Source organism: Nonomuraea sp. JJY05 (genome assembly GCF_043496855.1).
GTDB lineage: Bacteria > Actinomycetota > Actinomycetes > Streptosporangiales > Streptosporangiaceae > Nonomuraea.
The window spans coordinates 17,506-37,972 of the sequence record NZ_JBIEIS010000074.1 but is presented as its reverse complement, the minus strand read 5'-3'; the positions used below and the strand labels follow the sequence as shown (position 1 = coordinate 37,972).

At 73.1% G+C, this 20,467-nt stretch carries 21 protein-coding genes; 12 read left to right on the top strand and 9 right to left on the bottom strand.

Going from position 1 to position 20,467, the window contains the following annotated elements:
• Positions 1 to 229, top strand: a 229-nt coding sequence (locus ACFKCF_RS58125; RefSeq protein ID WP_394505673.1) for a TCP-1/cpn60 chaperonin family protein, incomplete at its 5' end; no start/stop codon positions are given.
• Positions 230 to 426: 197 nt separating this feature from the next.
• Complete coding sequence (locus ACFKCF_RS58120) at positions 427 to 786, top strand: hypothetical protein (RefSeq protein ID WP_394505671.1); 360 nt, start codon at positions 427 to 429, stop codon at positions 784 to 786.
• 129 nt (positions 787 to 915) lie between these two features.
• Here ACFKCF_RS58120 and ACFKCF_RS58115 read toward each other — a convergent pair whose 3' ends face one another.
• Positions 916 to 1,737, bottom strand: a complete 822-nt coding sequence (locus tag ACFKCF_RS58115; protein ID WP_394505670.1) for an oxaloacetate decarboxylase — start codon at positions 1,735 to 1,737, stop codon at positions 916 to 918.
• Between the two features lie 79 nt (positions 1,738 to 1,816).
• Between ACFKCF_RS58115 and ACFKCF_RS58110 the strand changes: the two genes are divergently transcribed.
• Positions 1,817 to 2,731 (top strand): LysR family transcriptional regulator, encoded by a 915-nt coding sequence (locus ACFKCF_RS58110; protein ID WP_394505668.1) that lies wholly within the window; start codon positions 1,817 to 1,819, stop codon positions 2,729 to 2,731.
• Between the two features lie 255 nt (positions 2,732 to 2,986).
• Here the strand turns inward: ACFKCF_RS58110 and ACFKCF_RS58105 are convergent, their stop codons facing one another.
• From ACFKCF_RS58105 to ACFKCF_RS58095, 3 genes are read right to left on the bottom strand one after another with little or no spacing between them, the layout of a single operon-like run.
• Positions 2,987 to 3,493: an FBP domain-containing protein gene (locus ACFKCF_RS58105; protein WP_394505666.1), complete on the bottom strand. Its 507-nt coding sequence runs from the start codon at positions 3,491 to 3,493 to the stop codon at positions 2,987 to 2,989.
• The gene (locus ACFKCF_RS58100) at positions 3,477 to 4,076 is read right to left on the bottom strand and encodes a TetR/AcrR family transcriptional regulator (RefSeq protein ID WP_394505665.1); all 600 of its coding nucleotides are present in this window, start codon (positions 4,074 to 4,076) and stop codon (positions 3,477 to 3,479) included. Before ACFKCF_RS58100 ends, ACFKCF_RS58105 begins: the two co-directional genes overlap by 17 nt.
• A gap of 59 nt (positions 4,077 to 4,135) precedes the next feature.
• Positions 4,136 to 4,999 carry an SMP-30/gluconolactonase/LRE family protein gene (locus ACFKCF_RS58095; protein WP_394505663.1) on the bottom strand — a complete coding sequence of 288 codons (864 nt, stop codon included), beginning with the start codon at positions 4,997 to 4,999 and terminating at the stop codon, positions 4,136 to 4,138.
• A 302-nt stretch (positions 5,000 to 5,301) separates the two neighbouring features.
• On the opposite strand from ACFKCF_RS58095, the gene ACFKCF_RS58090 reads away from it, so the two are divergent.
• From ACFKCF_RS58090 to ACFKCF_RS58060, 7 genes are all read left to right on the top strand, one after another.
• On the top strand, positions 5,302 to 6,135 hold the full coding sequence (locus tag ACFKCF_RS58090; protein ID WP_394505661.1) for a putative protein N(5)-glutamine methyltransferase: 834 nt from the start codon (positions 5,302 to 5,304) through the stop codon (positions 6,133 to 6,135).
• Between the two features lie 20 nt (positions 6,136 to 6,155).
• Complete coding sequence (locus ACFKCF_RS58085; RefSeq protein ID WP_394505659.1) at positions 6,156 to 6,776, top strand: TetR/AcrR family transcriptional regulator C-terminal domain-containing protein; 621 nt, start codon at positions 6,156 to 6,158, stop codon at positions 6,774 to 6,776.
• Positions 6,777 to 6,921: 145 nt separating this feature from the next.
• Complete coding sequence (locus ACFKCF_RS58080) at positions 6,922 to 8,043, top strand: esterase-like activity of phytase family protein (protein ID WP_394505657.1); 1,122 nt, start codon at positions 6,922 to 6,924, stop codon at positions 8,041 to 8,043.
• 99 nt (positions 8,044 to 8,142) lie between these two features.
• Positions 8,143 to 8,931 carry an HAD family hydrolase gene (locus ACFKCF_RS58075; RefSeq protein WP_394505655.1) on the top strand — a complete coding sequence of 263 codons (789 nt, stop codon included), beginning with the start codon at positions 8,143 to 8,145 and terminating at the stop codon, positions 8,929 to 8,931.
• Positions 8,928 to 11,855 (top strand): pyridoxamine 5'-phosphate oxidase family protein, encoded by a 2,928-nt coding sequence (locus ACFKCF_RS58070; RefSeq protein ID WP_394505653.1) that lies wholly within the window; start codon positions 8,928 to 8,930, stop codon positions 11,853 to 11,855. Before ACFKCF_RS58075 ends, ACFKCF_RS58070 begins: the two co-directional genes overlap by 4 nt.
• Positions 11,856 to 11,945: 90 nt before the next feature.
• Entirely contained in the window at positions 11,946 to 12,752 is an 807-nt protein-coding gene (locus ACFKCF_RS58065; RefSeq protein ID WP_394505651.1) for a hypothetical protein, read from the top strand.
• 199 nt (positions 12,753 to 12,951) lie between these two features.
• Complete coding sequence (locus ACFKCF_RS58060) at positions 12,952 to 13,845, top strand: ABC transporter permease (protein ID WP_394505649.1); 894 nt, start codon at positions 12,952 to 12,954, stop codon at positions 13,843 to 13,845.
• 5 nt (positions 13,846 to 13,850) lie between these two features.
• Here the strand turns inward: ACFKCF_RS58060 and ACFKCF_RS58055 are convergent, their stop codons facing one another.
• Positions 13,851 to 14,858, bottom strand: coding sequence for a TIGR04222 domain-containing membrane protein (locus tag ACFKCF_RS58055; RefSeq protein WP_394505648.1), 1,008 nt, complete (start codon positions 14,856 to 14,858; stop codon positions 13,851 to 13,853).
• A 163-nt stretch (positions 14,859 to 15,021) separates the two neighbouring features.
• Here ACFKCF_RS58055 and ACFKCF_RS58050 point away from each other — a divergent pair, with 163 nt between their 5' ends.
• Positions 15,022 to 15,498 (top strand): VOC family protein, encoded by a 477-nt coding sequence (locus ACFKCF_RS58050; RefSeq protein WP_394505646.1) that lies wholly within the window; start codon positions 15,022 to 15,024, stop codon positions 15,496 to 15,498.
• Positions 15,499 to 15,724: 226 nt separating this feature from the next.
• Here ACFKCF_RS58050 and ACFKCF_RS58045 read toward each other — a convergent pair whose 3' ends face one another.
• Entirely contained in the window at positions 15,725 to 16,309 is a 585-nt protein-coding gene (locus ACFKCF_RS58045) for a hypothetical protein (RefSeq protein WP_394505644.1), read from the bottom strand.
• Positions 16,310 to 16,340: 31 nt separating this feature from the next.
• Positions 16,341 to 16,931 (bottom strand): cupin domain-containing protein, encoded by a 591-nt coding sequence (locus tag ACFKCF_RS58040; protein WP_394505642.1) that lies wholly within the window; start codon positions 16,929 to 16,931, stop codon positions 16,341 to 16,343.
• Between the two features lie 95 nt (positions 16,932 to 17,026).
• Between ACFKCF_RS58040 and ACFKCF_RS58035 the strand changes: the two genes are divergently transcribed.
• On the top strand, positions 17,027 to 18,604 hold the full coding sequence (locus ACFKCF_RS58035) for an FAD-dependent oxidoreductase (RefSeq protein WP_394505641.1): 1,578 nt from the start codon (positions 17,027 to 17,029) through the stop codon (positions 18,602 to 18,604).
• 8 nt (positions 18,605 to 18,612) lie between these two features.
• On the opposite strand, the gene ACFKCF_RS58030 is transcribed toward ACFKCF_RS58035, so the two are convergent.
• On the bottom strand, positions 18,613 to 19,215 hold the full coding sequence (locus ACFKCF_RS58030; protein ID WP_394505639.1) for a flavin reductase family protein: 603 nt from the start codon (positions 19,213 to 19,215) through the stop codon (positions 18,613 to 18,615).
• A 55-nt stretch (positions 19,216 to 19,270) separates the two neighbouring features.
• Complete coding sequence (gene manA / locus ACFKCF_RS58025; protein ID WP_394505637.1) at positions 19,271 to 20,428, bottom strand: mannose-6-phosphate isomerase, class I; 1,158 nt, start codon at positions 20,426 to 20,428, stop codon at positions 19,271 to 19,273.
• Between the last annotated feature and the right edge of the window lie 39 nt (positions 20,429 to 20,467).

The window sequence follows — 20,467 nt, the reverse complement described above, 5'->3', positions numbered from 1 at the left end:
GCGCGTTCGCAACCTCACCCCGGGTGAGGGCCTGAACGCCGCTTCCGGCGAGTACGTCAACATGTTCGAGGCGGGCATCCTCGACCCGGCCAAGGTGACGCGCTCGGCGCTGCAGAACGCCGCCTCCATCGCGGCGCTCTTCCTCACCACCGAGGCCGTCATCGCCGAGAAGCCCGAGAAGAACGCTGCTGCTGCGGCCATGCCGGGCGGCGGCGACATGGACTTCTAGCCCGAGCCCTCCCGGTAGATCTGTGGTCGGCGGACGTCCGACGTCCCCGTGGATCATGCGGACGCATGCGGTAGATCCGTGGTGGGCGGACGTCCGACGTCCTCGTGGATCATGCGGGACGGACCGGGTGGATCCGTGGTCGGCTGACGTGCCATGCCGCCGCGGATCATGCGAGGCGCACCCGGTAGATTGCGCGCATGCCCTCCACCCCGCGCCCGGACGACCGCGTCGCCTCCGCGTTCCGGTTCGCCACCGAGCTGATCGCCTGGGTCGCGACCCCGTGGGCCCTCGCCCCGCACTCCGTGCCGCTGGCCGTGCTGTCGGTCGTCGTGCTGATCGGCCTGCCCACCCTGTTCTCGACGCCGGGCGACAAGCGGAACGTGATCGTGGCGGTGCCGGGGCCTGTGACGATCGCACTGGTCCTGTTGCAGCTCGTGGCGGCGGTGGCGGCGGCGTGGGCCGCCTGGCCCGTCATCGTCGCCGTGGCGGTGTCGGTGCTGGCCGCGGTCACCGTGGTGCTGGAGCTGCCACGCTGGCGGTGGCTGCTCTCCCGGTGAGCCCGGGCAACGGCGACCTGCTCAGGTAACGGTGACGTGTCAGGTAACGGTGACGTGCTCAGGTAGCGGCGGCGTGCTCAGGTAGCGGCGGCGTGCTCGGGCGCTGGCGACCTGCTCAAGGGCGGTGACCTATTCGAGCGGTGGTGCGAAGGCCTCGTGGAGCTCGGAGATCGAGGCCATCTCGGTGAGGAACCCGAATTGGCCCGCCCGCATCTGCCGGGCTCCGTCCAGGAACGAGCGCAGGGCCAGCCGGGAGAGCGCGCCCCCGATGCTCACCCGCCGCACGCCGATCCCGGCGAGCTGCTCCAGCGTGATCGACGGGTCCGCGAAGCCCATCACGACGTTGACCGGCCTGCCGACGGAGGAGACGACCGCGCGCATCTCCTCGAGCGTGCGCAGGCCCGGCGCGTACAGGACGTCGGCGCCCGCCGCCTCGAACGCCTGCAGGCGCCTGATCGTGTCGTCCAGGCCGCCGACGCCGTACAGGAGGTTCTCGGCCCTGGCGGTCAGGACGAGCGGGACGGGCAGCCCGCGGGCGACCTCGACGGCCGCCTGGATCCGCTCGACGGCGAGCCCGAAGTCGTAGATCGGCGTCCGGGGATCGCCCGTCGCGTCCTCGATGGACGCCCCGACGGCGCCGCACGCGCAGGCGTCCTCGATCATCTTGGCCGCCTCGGCGGGTTCGTCGGCGAAGCCGTTCTCGAGGTCGGCGTTCACGGGCAGCGGCGTCGCCTCGCTGATGAGGCGGCAGTTGTCGAGGACGTCCTGCCGGTCGGCCCGGGTGCGGCCGAGCATGTTGGCCACGCCGAGGCTCGTGGTGGCGACCGCCTCGAAGCCGAGGCCGGCCAGCAGCCGCGCCGTCCCGGCGTCCCACGGGTTGGGCAGCAGGAGGGGTTCCGGCCGCTCGTGGAGAGCCCGGAAGCGGACGGCCCTGGTCATCTGATCGGTCATGAAGCCCACTCTCGTCAGTGCCTTCCGGATCCGTCAAATGCATAGATCGAACTTTTGACATCAGGAATACTGATGGGTCGTGACGGTGGAAGAGCTTGAGGCGTTCGTGTGCATCGCCCGGTCAGGCGGGTTCACGGAGGCGTCCAGGAGGCTCGACCGGTCCCAGCCCGCGATCAGCCGCCGGATCAGGGAGCTGGAGCGCTCGCTGGGCGCGGCGCTGTTCGAGCGGGCCGGTCGCCGGGTGGTGCTCACTGAGGCGGGACGGGCGCTGCTGCCGTACGCCGAGGCCGCCCTCGCGGCGATGCGCGACGGCGAGCGAGCCGTACGGGACCTGTCACAAGAGCCCGCCGAGGCGCAGACCCTCAGCCTGGCCATCGTCGGCACCCTGGCCGACTCGCACATTGTCCGGGCGCTGCGCGCGTTCGAGGCGGAGTTTCCCGACGCCTCGGTCGAGCTGCGCACCGCGACCAGCCGCGAGGTGAGCGCGCTCGTGCGTGGCGGCGAGGCGTCGCTGGGCCTTCGCTACTTCTGCGACGCCGATCCCAAGCTGGAGTCGATCCCGCTGGGCGTGGAGAAGCTCCTGGTCGTGGTGCCCGCCTCGCACCCGGTGACCGCCCGCCGCCTGCCCGACCTGCGGGCGCTCCAGGAAGAGCGGTGGCTGGGCTTCCCGCCCGAACGGGGGCAGTCCGACTCCTTCGGCCACCTGCTCGAACGCCTCCTGCTCGCCTCTGGCGTGGCCGACTCCGCGATCACCAGGATCGACAGCCTCACCGCGCAGCGGCGGCTGGTCGAGGCCGGGCTGGGCGTCGCCCTCATGCCCACCGGCAGCGTCCGGGAGGAGCTGCGCATCGGCAGCCTGCGGGCGATCGAGGTGGAGAGCATGGACGCGGGCCTGCCCGTGGTCGCCGTCCGCAGGAGGCGCGGGCACCGGAGCAGGCTGGCGGCGGCCTTCCTGGACACGCTCAAGGATCACACCCCGGAGCTGCGCGGTTGAGACGGGGCGGGTTTCCCGGCGTTTCGATGGAACCGCCGGGCGGGCAAGCGCTGTCCAAGCTATGGGCGACGCCCACACCGGCGCCTCACAGAGCGCCCGGACGGCGCCGCGGGCGGCCCTTCCCGCCCGCGGACGCGCGCTGGACGTCGCCCCCGCCAAGCACCGCCACATCGGGCCCTCGTCGAGTATCGTCCACCTCAGCCCTGCCAAGCCTCGTCGCCTCAGGTCGCCGTCGAGTACCCTCGCCAAGCATCGTCACCGCAGGTCGCCGTCCAGCACTCGCTCAAGGAAGCCGTCCAGGTTGGCGGCGGCCCGCACGATCCGCTCCTCGACGGTCAGCGACTCGAACCGGGTGCCCAGCTCCGTCCGCTTCTTGTCGCGGACGTAGAGGGAACAGGCCAGGTCCGCGCACATGTAGGCGCCGACCGTGTTGCCCTGGCGGCCCGCCGCCCCGGTCCTGGGCGCGGTGAACAGCGCCACCCCGGTGCCCGAGTGCGGCGTCACGCAGACCGAGTACAGCGTGGACTTGGTGAAGCTCCTGCGCACCTCCTGCGCCAGGCGCAGCGCCACGCCGACCGGCTCGCCGCCGCGCTCGGCCACCAGGTACGCCCGCTCGGGCGCGCCCGGGTCACGCCAGCCCAGGAAGTCGAGGTGCGTCCAGGGGGACTCGGACAGCTCGCGCGGGAGGCCGAGCCGGCGGGCCTCGCCCTTGGAGCAGTTGACGAAGGACGCGCGGATGTCGTTCTCAGTGAGGGGATTCATGCTCGTTTCCTTGGGGGTTGCTCGGCCAGTGCCTCAGCGCGACGTCGAGCACGTCGAGGATCTTCGTCCAGGTGTCCTGGAGGTCGCGCGGGTGGTTGAACCCGGCGCTCGCCTCCAGGCTGAAGAACCCCTGGTACGTGCTGCGCAGCAGGCGGATGGCGTCGGTCAGGTCCGGCTCGGCCAGCCCGTACGCGCTCAGATGCGCGTACGTGATGGACATGATCCGCAGATGCCCCGGCGACTCGGCCACCATGGCGGCGTCCAGGGGCATCTGGGTGGCCTGGTAACGGCCGGGACGCGTCCGCGCGAACTCGCGCCACGCACTGGCGAACCCGGCCAGCGACTCCTTGCCCGCCCGCCCCGCCGTCGCGTCGGCGAGCCGCTCGGCCAGGTCGCGGGCGGCCAGGACCGCCACCCGGGCCCGCAGGTCCTTGAGGTTCTTGACGTGCGAGTACAGGCTCGCGTCCGCGACCCCGAACCGGCGTGCCAGCGCGGACACGGTGATGTTGTCGAACCCGACCTCGTCGGCCAGCTCCGCGGCCGCCTCGGTCACCCGGTCCGCCGTCAGCCCGGCACGGGCCATGGCCACCTCCTGAACCTAAGCCATCTAGTCGCTTTCCTAGATGGATTAGGTTAGCACCCTCACAGGGTCGTGAAGAGGACCGGCCGTCCCTGGACGCCGGGGTCGGCGGCGAAGACCGCGCCCGCATCCGGCTGCTCCGCCCGGTCCACGCCGAGCGCGGAAGTGGTGATGAACAGCCGGTCGAGGTCCTCGCCGCCGAACGTCACCGCCGTGACCCTCCGTACCGGCAGGCTGACGACGGCGTCGAGCCGGCCGCTCGCGTCGTAGCGGTGCACGGCCGCGCCCTCCCACAGCGCCACCCAGACCCCGCCCTCGGCGTCGACGGTCAGCCCGTCGGGAGCCCCGTGCTCCGGGTCGACGACGGCGAACGGGCGGCGCCCGCTCAGCCCGCCCTCCGGGTCGTAGTCGAGCACGTCGACCCGGCCGGTCGTGGTGTCGGCGTAGTAGGCCAGGGAGCCGTCCGGGCTGAAGTCGAACCCGTTGGAGATCGTCACCTCCGGCAGCACCACCCGCAGGTCGCCGCCGGGCCCGGCCACGTAGAACGACCCGCCCCCGGGGGTCTCGTCGTAGGCCATGCTGCCGATGTAGAAGCGGCCGTCGGGGTCGCAGCCGCCGTCGTTCATGCGGACCCCGGCGTCGCTCCACGCCTCGCCCAGGGAGCGCAGCGGGGCATCCAGCTCGTCGCCGTCGGACAGCAGCAGCTCGCGCTCGCCCGCGACCACGTAGCCGCCCGACGCGCGCGGCCGCAGGGCGGCGGCCACCTTGCCCACGTGGCGCCGGCGCACCCCGCCCTGCGGGTCGAGCGCCAGCACGTCGCCGGCCAGCATGTCCACCCACCGCAGCCCGCCCCACCGGCTCGACCACACGGGCCCCTCGCCGTGCTCGGCGACGGGGTCGGTCACGGTGTACGGGGCGATGCTCATGACGCTCTCCCAGGAGGTCGCGGGGTCGTGATCCAGACCCTACCGGGACCCGGAAATCCCGCCGATCAACCGGCGTGACGCTGACCGCGGCAGTCGCCCCGGCACGGGCCTGCGCCTGCGCGGCGACCACCCGGACGTGCCGTCATAGCCCCCTCTGGGCGCGAGGGCGGCTCTGGTACGCTCTCGGGGAGATCGTCCTCAGGAGGTGAGACCCATCAACGCTGTGGCAGGCCGGGTGCTCCCTCCCCACGATCAGGATTAGGTGACCGCGGGAGCGCCCATCGGCATCCCGAAAGGCTCTCATGTTGGTTTCTTCGTCATCTGTCCCCTCAGCTCTCTCCATCCCCGCCGTCGTCGCCAGGCTGCGCGCCGCCGGCTGCGTGTTCGCCGAGGACGAGGCCGAGCTGCTCGTCTCCGCCGCCCGCACCCCCGCGGAGCTCGCCGCGCTGGTCGAGCGCCGCGTCGCCGGCGAACCCCTCCAGCACGTCCTCGGCTGGGCGGAGTTCTGCGGCCTGCGGATGGTCGTGGAGCCGGGGGTGTTCGTGCCCAGGCCGCGCACCGAGTTCCTCATCGGCCAGGCCGCCGGGCTGGCCCGCCGGGTCGCCGGGCCGCCGGTGATCCTCGACCTGTGCTGCGGCAGCGGCGCGTTGGGGGCGGCGCTGGCGGCGGGGCTGGGAGAGGCCGACCTGCACGCCGCCGACCTCGACCCCGCCGCCGTCCGGTGCGCCCGCCGCAATCTCGCCGCCGTGCCCCTCCCGCCGGGCGGCGCGCTCACGTGCCGGGTCTACCAGGGCGACCTGTACGAGCCGCTGCCCGCCTCGCTGCTGGGCCGGGTGGACATCGTGATCGCGAGCCCCCCGTACGTGCCCTCGGACTCCATCGTCCTGCTGCCGCCCGAGGCCCGGCTGCACGAGCCGCTCATGGCGCTCGACGGCGGCGGCGACGGGCTCGACGTCGTGCGGCGGGTGATCGCGGGCGCACCGCGGTGGCTCGCGCCCGGCGGCCATCTCCTGGTCGAGACCAGCGAGCGGCAGGCTGCCGCCACCGCCGAGGCCGTCGCCCGGGCGGGGCTGGCCGCCCGGGTGGCGAGCTCGGACGAGCTGGACGCCACCGCCGTGATCGGCACGCGCCCTTAGCGGTGTTAAGGTGTCCCGCGATGGCACAGAAGGGACTGGCGCGGGACACGGTCGTGCGCGCCGCGCTGGAACTCCTCGACGAGGTGGGCCTGGACGGGCTGTCGGTACGCCGCCTCGCCGCCCGCCTCGGCGTGCAGAACCCGGCGCTCTACTGGCACTTCCGCAACAAGCAGGAACTGCTGGACGAGATGGCGCGCGAGCTGCTCGCCCCCGAGATGGGCGGTCCCGGGGAGGGCGAGAGCTGGCGGGAGTGGCTGACCAGGCGCGCCCACCGCTACCGGCGCACGCTGCTGAGCCATCGTGACGGGGCACGGCTGGTCACGGCGAGCGACCCGGGCGCGAGCGTGGCGTGGGGGTTCGAGGAGGAGCTGAGGACCCTGGTCGGGCTGGGGTTCACGCCCGGCCAGGGCCTGCACGCCATCGGGTCCATCAGCCACTACACCCTCGGTTTCGTGCTCAACGAGCAGGCGCGGCGCGAACGCCGGGAGCGGGGCGAGGCCCGGGACCTTGACGCGTACGCCGACCTCCCCCTGACGGTCGCGGGCGTGCGCGAGGTCGGGGCTCCCACGAGCGAGGAGGCGTTCGCACACGGGCTGCGGCTCATCCTCGACGGCGTGGCCGCCTCGCTGCGGGCCCGCTGAGCGGCTTTTCTTGCAATGATTTGCCCTTTTTGATGGGCGGCGTGCTGTTATTTGTCCGTGGACTTCGCCTCTGATCCGCGCTTTCATTTTCTCCGTCGGTTCGGCGTTGAATTACGGGGGTCAGATGGCTCGATCGCGGAGAATCATGCAAATCGCCGTCGCTTTCACGGTGGTGGTGAGCGCCGCCCCTCCGGCGTCGGCGGCGCAGCGGGATCCCGTGCGGATCACGCGCTTCCTCGGGGAGCAGCGGCTGTCGCACCTGCTGAAGTTCGAGGACACCACGGTGGGCGGGCTGTCGGGGATCGACCGCGATCCCGGCACCGGCACCTGGTACTTCATCTCCGACGACCGCTGGCGCTACAACCCCGCCCGCTTCTACACCGGGCAGCTGGACTTCGACCGGGACACGGGGGAGTTCGTCGGCGTGCGGCTGACCGGGGTCAGGACGCTGACCAGGGCCGACGGCACGCCGTACGCGGCCTACGGGCAGCCGGGCTCGGCCGACCCCGAGTCGATCAGGTACGACCGGTGGAGCGGGCGGCTGATATGGGGAGACGAGGGGGACCGGCCGGACAGCGCGAACCAGGCCATTCCGATTTCCGCCTCCGCGGTGCACACGACCGACGTTCAGGGGCGTAATGCCGGACAATTGCGGGTGCCGCCGAATTTGCGGCTGACGAACACCGAAAGAGGACCCCGGCGCAATTTCGGCTTCGAAGGAGTGGCGGTCACGGAAAGCGCCGTCACCGCCGTCACCGAGGGCCCGCGCTACGAGGACGGGCCCGTGCCCTCGGTGGCGCGCGGCGCCCCCGCGCGCCTGACCGTGTGGAACCGCCTCGGCATCGCGCGCGCCCAGTACGCCTACCCGCTCGACCCGCTGCCCACCGCGCCGATCCCGCCCGACGGGGAGGCCGACAGCGGGGTGTCGGAGATCCTGGCCATCGACGACGACCGCTATCTCGCGCTGGAGCGGTCCTGGATCCAGGGCGTCAACTACCGGGTCAAGCTCTACGAGATCGACCTGCGCGGCGCCACGAACGTGCTGGCCAGGGCCGACCTCGCGCAGGGCGCGCCGTACCGGCCGGTGACCAAGCGGCTGGTCTACGACCTCGGCTCCTTCCGGCCGCCGGTGCAGAACCTCGAGAGCCTGGCCTGGGGGCCGCGCCTGGCCGACGGGGCGTGCACGCTGGTGATCGGCTCGGACGACAATTTCGACCAGCGCGAGGTGACCCAGTTCCTCGCCTTCGCCGCGACGGGGTGCCCGTGAGGGCCCGGGGGCCGGGCCGTGCCGAGCCCGATTCCCGAGCGCATCGTTCCTGGTCAGGCGGCAGGGCTGGCCGCCGCGGGCGTGGGTAGCGTGCGGGATATGGCCACTTTCGACCTGACCAGGCTCCGGGCGGTCGTCTTCGACACCGACGGCGTGGTCACCGACACGGCGCGCGTGCACGCCGCCGCGTGGAAACACGTGTTCGACGCGTTCCTGCGGGGCCGCTCCGCGCCGTTCGACGTGCGCGCCGACTACCTGGCCTTCGTGGACGGGCGGCCCCGGCTGGACGGCGTGCGCACGTTCCTGGCCTCGCGCGGCATCTCGATCCCCGAAGGCGGCCCGCAGGACGAGCCGGGGGTGCAGACCGTGCACGGGCTGGGGCTGGCCAAGGACGCGCTGTTCGTGGAGGCGATCGCGCACCACGGCGTGGCCGCCTTCCCCTCCACCGTCGCCCTGCTGCACGAGTTGCGGCAGCGCGGCTGCCGCACCGGCGTCGTCTCGGCCAGCAGGCACTGTCACGCGGTGGTGTCGTCGGCGGGCCTGCTGCACCTGTTCGACGTGGTGGTCGGCGGCGAGGACGCCGCCGAGCTGGGACTGCCCGGCAAGCCGGATCCCGCGCTGTTCCTGGAGGCCGCGCGCCGCCTGGAGCTGGCCCCCGGCGTGGTGGCGATCGTGGAGGACGCGCTGCCGGGCGTCGAGGCCGCGCGAAGGGGCGGGTTCGGCCTGGTCGTCGCGGTGGACAGGAGCGGGTCCGGAGTGCCGGGGGACGGGCCGGGGGCCGCCGCGGGGGCCGGCGCCCGGGCGATGCGGGCCGCCGGGGCGGACGTCGTGGTCGCCGATCTGGCCGACACGGACGTCTCCGGCCGCGTGCCGGTGGGACGGCCATGAACGACTGGACGCTCGTGTACGACGGCTTCGACCCCAGCGGGGAGGGGGCGCGGGAGGCGCTGTGCACGCTCGGCAACGGCAGGCTCGCCACCCGGGGCGCCACCCCGGACGGCGAGCCGCGCACGCCGGGCACCTACGTGGCGGGCTGTTACAACCGGCTCGCCTCGATCGTCGCCGGGGTCACCGTGACCAACGAGGACATCGTCAACCTGCCCGACTGGCTGCCGCTGACGTTCGCCACCCCGGGGTGCGCGTGGTTCCGGCCCGAGCGGGCCGCGCTGCTGGCCTACCGGCACGAGCTCGACCTGCGGCACGGCGTGCTGGTGCGCGACCTGCGCTGGCGCGACGGCGAGGGCCGGGTCACCCGGGTACGCCAGCGCCGCCTCGTGTCGATGGCCGAGCCGTACCTGGCCGCCCTGGAGACCACGTTCACCGCCGAGAACTGGTCGGGGCCGATGCGCGTGCGCGCCACCCTGGACGGCCGGGTGTCCAACCGGGGCGTGGCCCGCTACCGAGACCTGCGCGGCGACCACCTCACCGGGCACGCGACCGGCTCCGAGGACCACCTGGCCTGGCTGACGGCGAGCACCCGCAGCTCGCACGTCACCGTGGCCCTGGCCGCCCGGGTCGACACCGGCGCCACGTCGCCGGCCCCCGACCTCACCCCCGGCGCGCGGCCCCGGCCCCGCACCGGCCACGTCTTCTCCGACCACGTGCTCGGCCTCGTCCGGGGCCGGCCCGCCACGCTCACCAAGATCGTGGCGCTGACGACGTCGCGTGACCCCGCCGTCCACGACCCGCGTTCGGCGGCGCTCGGTCACGTGCGCCGCGCGCCCCCGTTCGGCGGCCTGCTGGCCGGCCACGAGGCCGCGTGGGAGCGGCTGTGGCGGCGGGCCGGTCTCGACGTGGGCGGGCGCCGGCTGGCGCAGGCCGTCCACGTGCACATCTTCCACCTGCTCCAGACGCTCTCCCCGCACACCGCCGACCTCGACGTGGGCGTGCCCGCCCGCGGCCTGCACGGGGAGGCGTACCGGGGGCACGTGTTCTGGGACGAGCTGTTCGTGCAGCCGTGGCTGAGCCTGCGCTTCCCCGAGGTCTCGCTCGGCCTGCTGCGCTACCGCTGGCGGCGGCTGCCCGAGGCCAGGGCCGCGGCCAGGGCGGCCGGGCACGAGGGCGCGATGTTCCCGTGGCAGAGCGGCAGCGACGGCCGCGAGGAGACCCCGGCCCTGCACCTCAACCCGGTCTCGGGACGCTGGCTGCCCGACCGCTCCCGCCTGCAGCGGCACGTCGGCCTGGCCATCGCGTACAACGTGTGGCAGCACTACCTGGCCACCGGCGTCATGCCGGCCTGGTGCGCGGAGCTGCTGCTCGACATCGCCAGGTTCTTCGCCTCGCTGGCGGTGCTCCACGGCGGGCGCTACGAGATCCGCGGCGTCATGGGCCCCGACGAATACCACGACGGCTACCCGGGCGCGGCCGCGCCGGGGCTGGCCAACAACGCCTACACCAACGTCATGACCGCGTGGCTGCTCCTGCGCGCCCGCGACGCCGCCGCGCTGGCGCCGGACCTGAGGCCCGCGGCGGACGAGCTGGCCCGCTGGGACGAGGTCAGCCGCCGCCTGCGGGTGGACTTCCACGACGGCGTGATCAGCCAGTTCACCGGCTACGGGGACCTGCTGGAGCTCGACTGGGAGCGCTACCGCGGCGTACGTCGCCTGGACCGGGCGCTGGAGGCGGAGGGCGACGACGTCAACCGCTACAAGGCCTCCAAACAGGCCGACACCCTCATGCTCTGCTACCTGCTGACCGGCGAGGAGCTGACCGGCCTGCTGGAACGGCTCGGCTACCCGGTCGAACGCGGGCTGATCTCCCGTACCGTCTCCTACTACCTGGCCCGCACCAGCCACGGCTCGACGCTCAGCGCGGTCGTGCACGCCTGGGTGCTGGCCCGCTTCAACAGGGCGCAGTCCTGGAGGTTCTTCACCGAGGCCCTCTACAGCGACATCGAGGACGTCCAGGGCGGCACCACCGCGGAGGGCATCCATCTGGGCGCCATGGGCGGCACCCTGGACCTCCTGCAACGCTGCTACCTGGGCCTGGAGCTGCGGCCCGACGGGCTGCGGCTGGATCCGCTGCTGCCCGGCCGGCTCGGGGTGCTGTCCATGCCCATCCGCTACCGCGGGCGCCGGCTCTTCATCGACGCCGACCACCGCGAGGCACGCGTGAACGGCACCGTGCGCCGTACCTACACGCGAGGAGAAACGATCATGACTGGCACCGGAGATCTCGGACGCCGTCTCATCCACTGCCGCGAAAGCCTCGGCCTGAGCCGGGAGCAGGTCGCCGAGCGTGCGGCCATGTCACCCGGCTATCTGCGATACCTGGAGGAAAATCCCGATATGCCGGACACCGGCGCGCTCTACCGCCTGGCGGACGCGCTGCAGACCACCGTGCACGAGCTGCTGGGCGGCGGCCTGGACCGCCCGCCCGGACATGGCCCCGCCATGGCCAACCCGACGATGGAGGTGCTGGACCGGGAGGAGTGCCTGCGGCTGATCTCGCCGGGCGGGATCGGGCGCGTGGCGTTCAGCGGCTCGCACGGTCCCACCGTGCTGCCCGTCAACTACAAGCTGCACCACGGCGTGATCGTCTTCCGCACCGCGTCCGGCGGCCCGATGGACCAGGACCTCCGTTCAGGGCTCGAAGGGGTGGACATCAAGATCGCGTTCGAGGTCGACAAGATCGACGAGGCCAACCGCGAAGGGTGGAGCGTCCTGGTGCAGGGGCCCGCCCACCATGTGGCGCCGGAGGAGACGGAGGAGGCGGCCGACTCGGGCGTCACCCCCTGGGCGGGCGGCGAACGCCACCTCTACATCCGCATCGTCCCCCATCAGATCGCGGGCCGGCGCATCCACGGCATGTAGCGGCCCGGCGTTTCTCTGCTGATCAGAGGCGGTCGGCTGGGATACTTCGGTATCCGGCCGGGCATGATCGCCACTGTCAGGAGGTGCCGCATGAAACGCTTCACCGGGCCAGTCCTTCCGGCGCTGATCGTGCTCGCCGTGGCGGCCGCCGGCTGCGGGGCCGTGGGCGATCCACGGGCCTCGGTCACCGTGACGGCCTCACCCGAGGAGACCACCCCACCGGGCAGTCCCACGACCACGCGTCCAGGCACCGGCACGCCGACCCCACGAGAGAGCCTGGTCGCCGGCCGCTACCAGCCGCTGTGGCCGTTCTCCACTCCTGGCGAGGCGACGAAGTGGCAGGAGGCGCACCGCAGGGACGGCCGCGACGCCTGGCACCTCGACGCCCGCCGCACCGCGCTCGCCTTCACCCGCGACTTCCTCCGCTTCACCGAGATCGATCAGGTCGCCAAGTCCGTCCGGCAGGGCGACCACGCGCGGGTGCACGTCGCCTACCAGGCCGAGGAGGGTCCGCGCCTGCTGGTGGCGGCCGTCGTGCACCTGGTCAAGTACGGCTCCGGCGAGGACGCGCCGTGGGAGGTGGTGGGCACGGACGACACCTCGTTCTCGGTCACCAGGCCCCGCTACGGCGCCACCGTGCGGTCCCCGCTGACCGTGGGCGGCCGGATCACGGGCGTGGACGAGAGCGTCAGGGTCCAGGTCCGCCGGCCCGGCTCGGCCACCCCGGTGGGGGAGTCGTGCTGCGTGGGCGCCGGCGGGACCGGCTCGCCATGGTCGGCCCGGGTCTCCTTCAAGACGCCCCCGGGGCGGACGCTGACCGTCGTGGCCTCCACCGGCGGCCACGTGGCGAGCGTCGAACGCTTCGCCGTGACGGGCGTGAACGTTCCCGCCTCCTGAGCGGGGCAGCTGCTCGCGGCGCTGGATGGGATGGTGCGTCCCTACATCGCCCGATAAGGACACCGTCCCAGCCGCGTCGCACGGAATCCGCTACCCCCGCTAGCTGCGATGACGCCGGTTGATCCGTTAGCCTCGGCATCTGGGACCGGCGCGCGCCGCCAGGACCGGCCCGGGGGACCGCAACCGTAGCGAGGTGCTCATGAGCCAACTGGAGAACGCCCCGCCGGAGAGCGGGTCGCTGGCCGAACTCGCCCGGAGACACGGGCTGCGCCCCGCCATCGCGCGCCCGGGGCTGCCCGTCTACACGCGCCAGCTGTGGGAGCGGCGGCACTTCATCCTGACGTACGCGACCTCGCGCAACGTCTCCAAATACTCGGGATCCGCGCTGGGCCAGCTGTGGCAGATCCTCACCCCGCTGCTGAACGCGGCCATCTACTACGTGATGTTCGGCCTCATCCTCGGCGGCAGCAAGAACATCGACAACTACCCGGCGTTCCTGCTGACCGGGATGTTCGTGTTCACCTACACGCAGCGGACCGTCACGGCGGGCGCCAAGTCGATCTCCGGCAACCTGTCGCTGATCCGCGCCCTGCACTTCCCCCGGGCGTCGCTGCCGCTGGCGTACACGATCCAGGAGCTGCAGCAGCTCACCATCTCCATGGGCGTGCTGCTGGTGATCGTGACGGTGACGGGGGAGTTCCCCACGTGGTTCTGGCTGATGGTGCCGATCGTGCTGGCGCTGCAGACGTCGTTCAACATCGGGGCGGGGCTGGTGCTGGCCAGGCTGGGGTCCACGCTGCGCGACCTCAGCCAGCTGCTGCCGTTCATCATGCGGACCTGGCTGTACGCGTCCGGGGTGTTCTTCGCCATCCATGACAAGGTCGTCAACAGCGCGCGCCTGCCGGAGTGGGTGGCGACGGTGATGTACCTGAACCCGGCGGCCTCCTACATCGAGTGGATGCGCGACATCCTGATCGGCAGCCACGTCCCGCCGCGGACGGTGTGGGTGTCGTGCGTGTTCTGGGCGGTGTTCGCGCTGATCTTCGGGTTCTGGTACTTCTGGCGGGCCGAGGACCGGTACGGGCGAGGCTGACGGCGTCAGGGGCCGCTGCCGCCTCCGCCGCAACCGCCGCCCCCGCCGTCGGACCCGCCGCCTCCTCCATCGGAGCCGCCCCAGCCTCCGCCGCCGTCATGGCCGTGGGACCCGCCGCCGAAGAGGCCGCCGAAGTCGAAGAACCCGCCCCCGTCGCCACCGTACGAGGGGTCGCCGTAGGAGGAGGAGCGGCCGCCGTACGACCCGCAGTGGCCGGGCGCGCAGCACGCCGCCACCAGCCCGGCGTAGCCCCTGGCGCGCGTGTCGCGGCCCAGCGAGCCGGCCAGCCGCCGGTCCGGCAGCCCGGTGAGGCCCCGCAGCGCCACCACCCCGACGTCGTCGGAGGCCTTCCAGGTGCCGTCCGCCAGGCCGTCGGCCTCGGCCTGCCGCAGAGCGGCCCGCCCGGCCCTGGTCACCGGGTTGGCCATGGAGCGCCGCAGCAGGAAGAAGCAGAGCACGCCGGCCCCGGCGGCCGCCCCGGCGATCACGACCGTGACCAGCGGGGCGCGCAGGAACAGGCTCACCACGACCACGACCGCCGCCAGCCCGGCGAGCACGGCCAGCCAGCTCGTACGCCGCCGCGACCGCCTCCGCTCGGCCGGCGACATCAGGAACCCGTGCCTCCACAACGGCGTGGCCAGCCGCCGCATCGCGTGATCGCGGACCGTCTGGTGCCGCAGCTCGGCCGTCGTGTGGGGGCCCCCGCCCGAACGCACGTGCCGGTGGAGCGCCCGCTCGACCGGCACCCCCTTGGTCACCCGGAACCCCTTCACCGGCGTGACCAGCCCCTCGCTCGACACCCGGACCCCGCCCTGCGAGACCAGCGACACCAGCGCCGTGTTGATGACCCGCCGCGGCCCGCCCGCGAGGAACGCGGCCTCGTAGAGGCTCAACCGGTGGTGGCCGCGCGCCGCGACGGAGCGGGCGCGGAACAACGCGAACTGCGTACGGAGCGCGGTGAGGACGACCAGCGCGAGCAGCACGATGGCAGCCGTGTGTAAAGCCCCGTTCATACAGCCTCCCAGAGGCGGCCCCTTTGCATGAAAGGACTCTTCCGACGGCGGGAGGGTTCCCGGAAACACTTAGAGGTTTCTCGAACCATGAGAGCGGGATGAACGGGCGGGGCAGGTGGGTTGCACGAGGCGATGAAGCCCGCATTCCCGCTGAGGAGATCGCATGAGCGCACCCATCGACGACCGCCCCGTACGGCAGCTCCGGCTCGTCGTGGAGGCCGAGGACTACGAGGCCGCGCTGGCCTTCTACCGTGACGTGCTGGGCCTTCCCGAGGAGGCCGCGTTCTCCGGCGGGGACGGCGCGCGGGTGGCGATCCTGGACGCCGGGCGGGCCACGCTGGAGATCGCGAACCCGGCGCAGAAGAAGATGATCGACGACGTCGAGGTGGGACGCCAGGTGGCGCCGAAGCTGCGGGTGGCGTTCGAGGTGGACGACGCGCGGGGCACCACCGAGCGGCTGGTGGCGGCCGGCGCGACGGAGGTGGCGCCGCCCACGGTCACGCCCTGGGAGTCGCTGAACGCCCGGCTGGACGCGCCCGCGGGCCTGCACATCACGGTCTTCGAGGAGCTGCGCGACCGGGAGGAGCGCCAGGCGCTCGACGGCTTCGGCACCGAGGCCGGCCGGGGCCCGGACGCCTGAGTGCGTCAGCGGGGCGCCCGCACCGGCCGCGGCGGCTCCAGCTCCGCCTGGCCGCGCAGGGCGCCCCGCGCCCGCACCCCGTCCATCCGGGTGACGCGTCCCATCCCCTACACCTTAGACGCCCGGAGATCACCCCGATCCGCGTGAATAACGCCCTTGACCTGGGCGGGCCTTTGACTCGGGCCCTGACCATGCATGCGATTTCGGTATAGGACGCGATCGAGGCCTACCACGAGCGCCGGCGCCGCCACCGCGCGTCGGCCAGCGACCAGGCGGCCTCCCACTCGCGGTAACGTCCCCGGTCGAGCAGCAGCCGGAAGCCCGCGAACCCCGCCACCGCGACCACCGCCGCCGCCAGCACCAGCAGCAGCGCCGTCGCCACGGCCGTGACCAGCAGGTCGCCGGGGCTCGGCGGCGCGCTGACCCGCCGGCCGCCGGGATCGACCCAGATCCGCACCTGGGCGCCCGCCCTGGCCAGGGGCGGCGCCATCACCCGGCCGGTCTGCTCCAGGCCGGAAGGCGCCGTCCAGCGCGCCTGGGCCGGCTCGCTCCGCGGCGCCTCCCCGAACGACAGGCGCGTGACCGGCGCGTCCGCCAGCAACGTCGCCACCACCTGCCGGCGCCCGTCGCCGAGCGCCGGCAGCGCGTGCTCGTACGACTGCCGCCCCGCCGCCGCCGCGGGCCACACGCTGAGCAGGACGAGGACCACCGTCACGAGCAGCGCGACGCTCTCCAGGCGGTCGGATCGCCGCCGCAGCGGGTTGCCGTCCGGCCGGTGCCGCCGCACCCACCGCATCACCGACTCGCTCACGTGCATCATCATGCACCAGACCACGGGGTGCTCACCGGCCGGTGGGGCGGGCGCGGACGTGCATGCGCTCCCCCTGAGGACCGAACAGGGCGAGGATCTCGGTCGGCTCCGGGCCGGGGTTGGAGGACGCGTGCGGCGTCCGCGTGTCGAACTCCGCCACCTCCCCCTGCGTCAGGATCACGTCGTGCTCCCCGAGGAGCAGCCGCAGCCGCCCCGACAGCACGTAGACCCACTCGTAGCCCTCGTGGACCTTCTGGTCCGACGGCCCCGGCTCGTAGCCCGGCCAGTGCGGCGGGAGGATCTGCTTGTACGCCTGCACCCCGCCGGGCCGGCGGCTCAGCGGGACGAACGTCGTGCCGTGCCGTTTGAAAGGGCGCAGATGCACGCGCGGGTCACCGGTCACCGGCGCGTCGATCAGCTCGTCGAGCTGGACCTGGTGCGCCCGGGCCAGCAGCAGGAGCAGCTCCAGGGTCGGTTTGCGCCGGCCGGACTCCAGGCGGGACAGGGTGCTGACGGAGATGCCGGTGCTCGCGGACAGCTGCGCCAGCGTCTCGCCGCGCTCCTGGCGCACCGACCGCAGCCGCGGTCCCACGGACTGGAGTACGTCGTCGAGGTCGTCCATGCGACCCACCTTGCCATTTCGGCAATGAAATTTGTCAAATCGGCCGCGGGAAGCGGACAGTGGCGGACGTCGGAATCATCGTGAGGAGAGGCGAGATGGACACGAAGTACGACGTGGTGGTGATCGGCGGCGGGGCCGCGGGGCTGAGCGGGGCGCTCACGCTGGGCCGGGCGCGGCGCAAGGTGCTCGTGGTCGACGCCGGGCGGCCGCGCAACGCGCCCGCCGAGGGCGTGCACACGTACCTGGGGCGCGAGGGCCTGTCGCCGCTGGAACTGCTGGCCGCCGGCCGGGAGGAGGTGATCGGGTACGGCGGGGAGATCGTGACCGGCACCGTCACCACCGCCGACCGGCTCGACGGCGGGGGCTTCCGCGTCGTGCTGGCGGACGGCGCCACGGTAGAGGCGGACCGGCTGCTGGTCACCACCGGCCTGACCGACGAGCTGCCGGACGTGCCGGGCCTGGCCGAGCGGTGGGGCAAGGACGTGCTGCACTGCCCGTACTGCCACGGCTGGGAGGTGCGCGACCAGGCGATCGCGATCCTGGGCACGGGGCCGCTCTCCGTTCACCAGGCGCTGCTGTGGCGCCAGTGGAGCGCGGACGTGACCTTCTTGCCGCACACCGCGCCCGAGCTCGACCACGACCAGCGGCGTCAGCTCGCCGCCAGGGGCGTCGCCGTGGTCGAGGGCAAGGTGGCGGGCCTGGAGGTGACGGACGGCAGGCTGTCGGGGGTGCGGCTCGCCGACGGGAACGTGGTCGCCTGCCAGGCTCTGGCGACCGCCGGCCGGCTCACCGCCCAGGCGTCTCTGCTCGCCGGGCTGGGGCTGGAGACGGAGGCGGTGGAGATGTCCGGGCACGTGGTCGGCACCCGCGTGCCCGCCGACCCGATGGGGGCCACGAGCGTGCCGGGGGTGTGGGTGGCCGGGAACGTGACCACCGTGACCGAGCAGGTCATCGGCGCCGCGGCGGCGGGCGTCCGGGCGGCGGCGGCGATCAACGCCGACCTGGTCGCTGAGGAGACCCGCCGCGCCGTCGCCGCCATGGACGCCTCCTACGGGACCCCCGAGGACTACTGGGACGCCCGATACTCCGAGCAGACGCGGATCTGGAGCGGGAACCCCAATGTGATGCTGGTCCGCGAGGTGTCCGACCTCGAGCCCGGCACGGCGCTGGACCTGGGGTCCGGCGAGGGGGGCGACGCGATCTGGCTCGCGGGCAGAGGGTGGCGGGTCACCGCGGCCGACGTCTCCGGGGTGGCGCTCGAACGTGCCGCCGCGCACGCCAGGGAGGCGGGGGTCGCCGACCGCATCGACTGGCAGCGGCACGACCTGGGCGTGTCCTTCCCCGAAGGCGTCTTCGACCTCGTCTCCGCCTGCTTCCTGCACTCGTTCGTGAACCTGCCGCGCGAGGAGATCCTGCGTGCCGCCGCGTCGGCGGTCGCCCCCGGCGGGGTGCTGCTGGTCGTCGGGCACGCGGGATGGCCGTCCTGGCAGCACACCCCTCCCGCCGACGTGCACTTCCCGACGCCGCAGGAGGTTCTGGACGCTCTGCGGCTGCCGGAGGGGGAGTGGGAGGTGCTGCGCTGCGAGGAGTACGAGCGCGCCCAGGACGATCCGGACGGCCGGCCCGGCCACCGCAGGGACAACGTGCTCAAGGTCCGGCGCCTGCCCGGCTGACCTCGTCCCTAGCGGGGCGTCTGGCTGCGGTAGGAGTGGCCGAGTTCGGGGCCGAGGCCGAAGTAGTGGCGGAAGTTGTAGATGAGCGGGCTCCACGTGCCCGGGTCCACGTGCTGGGTGCCGGGCACGACGATGCGCGGGTCGGCGTGCACCCTGCTCACGACGGCTTCCACGATCACGAACGAGTCCGAGACGTCGTGGCCCACCCGCTCCGCCCGCGCCTCGAACTGCAGGGGGCACTCGGCCACGCGCGGCGGCCGCACGGTCTCGGAGGGCTCGGGCCGCAGCCCCGCCGCGGCGAACTTGCCGGGCTCGTACCGGCAGGCCGCGTGCTTGGTCGCCGGCACCGGGTACCGCCCGGTGAGGGGCGCCAGCCGTTCGACCGCCTCCCACTGGTGGGGAGCGGGCAGGTTGACGACCACCTCCGGGCGGCTCATGAGGTTGCGGGCGCTCTGCCCCTCGGCGCCCAGTCCCAGCACGATCACCTGGCCCAGCGCCCAGGCCGAGGACATCGGGGCGAGGTTGAACGTCCCGTCCGGGTTCTCCGTGGACAGCAGGACGACCGGGGTCCCGAAGTAGAGGATGCTCGGCTCGATGGTCACAGTGTTCATGCGGGCGATCCTAGGAACGGGACATTCAACCCCGGACCGAAACGTCGTAGCGAATCTACAATGTAAAGGCGCCCGGCGTGGCGCGATACACCGTTCCCTTCCCGGCGAGCGGCGTCGAAGGAGCGGCCGCGGGGATGAACGCCGACTCGCCCGGCCGCAGCGTCAGGTCGGCCAGGCGGGCCTCCCCGTCGATGCACACGACGATCTGGGGGACGCCCCCGGGGAGCGTGTGGGCGCTTTCGAGGTCGTAGCGGGTGAGGGCGAACTCGGGGACCGGCGGCCGGTAGCGGTGCTCGCCGGGCGTGTCCTGCTCCGGCCGGACCAGGTGCGGGCCGGACGGAGTGAAGTCGACGACGCGCATGAGCTCGGGCACGTCGATGTGCTTGGTGGTGAGCCCGCAGCGCAGCACGTTGTCGGAGTTGGCCATGATCTCGACGCCGATGCCGCCGAGGTAGGCGTGGGGGATCCCGGCGCCGAGGTAGAGGGCCTGGCCGGGGGCCAGGTCGACGTGGTGCAGCAGGAGCGCGGCGGTGACGCCGGGGTCGCCGGGGCAGGCGCGGGCGAGGTCGCTGTAGACGGCCAGGCCGGGATCGTCGGACTCGCGCAGGGCCTGCTCGACCTGGGATCGCAGCGGCTCGTGGGAGTCGTCGAGCATCTGGGCGAACACGGTCCGCAGGTCGCCCGCCCTGAGCAGGTCGCTCCAGGGGGCCAGGTCCGGCAGGGCGAGGCGGTCGAGGAGGGCGGCGGTGGCGGCGGGGTCGCGGAAGCCGCACAGGCCGTGGAAGGGGGTGATCGCGCAGACCATCTCGGGCTTGTGCGAGGTGTCCTTGTACGTGCGGGCGGGGTCGTCGAGGGGAACGCCGCGGGCGTCCTCGTCGGCGAACCCGGACCGGGCCTGCTCGGTGGTGGGGTGGACCTGGAGGGAGAGCGGCCGTTCGATGGCCAGGACCTTGAGCAGGTAGGGGAGGGCGGGGCCGAAGCGGGCGGCGGTGGGCTCGCCGAGGGTGCCGGCGGGGTCGTCGGCGATGAGCTCGTTGAGCGGGGTGCCGCCGACGGTGGAGGGGTCGCCGGGGTGGGCGCCCATCCAGAGCTCGGCCTGGGGCCGGCCGGTGGGCGGGGTGCCGAAGAGCTGCGGCAGGGCCGTCACCGAGCCCCAGTCGTAGGGGCGGATGGCGGTGGCCAGGCGCATGGGCGCCGGGTCGGGCTGTGGCACGGCGTTGTCTCCGATCGTCGTGCATGGAGCGTAGAACGA

Coding starts and splice junctions, on each gene's coding strand:
- ACFKCF_RS58120 (WP_394505671.1), top strand. CDS start 427: ATGCCCTCCACCCCGCGCCCGGACGACCGCGTCGCCTCCGCGTTCCGG.
- ACFKCF_RS58115 (WP_394505670.1), bottom strand. CDS start 1,737: ATGACCGATCAGATGACCAGGGCCGTCCGCTTCCGGGCTCTCCACGAG.
- ACFKCF_RS58105 (WP_394505666.1), bottom strand. CDS start 3,493: ATGAATCCCCTCACTGAGAACGACATCCGCGCGTCCTTCGTCAACTGC.
- ACFKCF_RS58100 (WP_394505665.1), bottom strand. CDS start 4,076: ATGGCCCGTGCCGGGCTGACGGCGGACCGGGTGACCGAGGCGGCCGCG.
- ACFKCF_RS58095 (WP_394505663.1), bottom strand. CDS start 4,999: ATGAGCATCGCCCCGTACACCGTGACCGACCCCGTCGCCGAGCACGGC.
- ACFKCF_RS58090 (WP_394505661.1), top strand. CDS start 5,302: ATGTTGGTTTCTTCGTCATCTGTCCCCTCAGCTCTCTCCATCCCCGCC.
- ACFKCF_RS58085 (WP_394505659.1), top strand. CDS start 6,156: ATGGCACAGAAGGGACTGGCGCGGGACACGGTCGTGCGCGCCGCGCTG.
- ACFKCF_RS58080 (WP_394505657.1), top strand. CDS start 6,922: ATGCAAATCGCCGTCGCTTTCACGGTGGTGGTGAGCGCCGCCCCTCCG.
- ACFKCF_RS58075 (WP_394505655.1), top strand. CDS start 8,143: ATGGCCACTTTCGACCTGACCAGGCTCCGGGCGGTCGTCTTCGACACC.
- ACFKCF_RS58070 (WP_394505653.1), top strand. CDS start 8,928: ATGAACGACTGGACGCTCGTGTACGACGGCTTCGACCCCAGCGGGGAG.
- ACFKCF_RS58065 (WP_394505651.1), top strand. CDS start 11,946: ATGAAACGCTTCACCGGGCCAGTCCTTCCGGCGCTGATCGTGCTCGCC.
- ACFKCF_RS58060 (WP_394505649.1), top strand. CDS start 12,952: ATGAGCCAACTGGAGAACGCCCCGCCGGAGAGCGGGTCGCTGGCCGAA.
- ACFKCF_RS58055 (WP_394505648.1), bottom strand. CDS start 14,858: ATGAACGGGGCTTTACACACGGCTGCCATCGTGCTGCTCGCGCTGGTC.
- ACFKCF_RS58050 (WP_394505646.1), top strand. CDS start 15,022: ATGAGCGCACCCATCGACGACCGCCCCGTACGGCAGCTCCGGCTCGTC.
- ACFKCF_RS58040 (WP_394505642.1), bottom strand. CDS start 16,931: ATGGACGACCTCGACGACGTACTCCAGTCCGTGGGACCGCGGCTGCGG.
- ACFKCF_RS58035 (WP_394505641.1), top strand. CDS start 17,027: ATGGACACGAAGTACGACGTGGTGGTGATCGGCGGCGGGGCCGCGGGG.
- ACFKCF_RS58030 (WP_394505639.1), bottom strand. CDS start 19,215: ATGAACACTGTGACCATCGAGCCGAGCATCCTCTACTTCGGGACCCCG.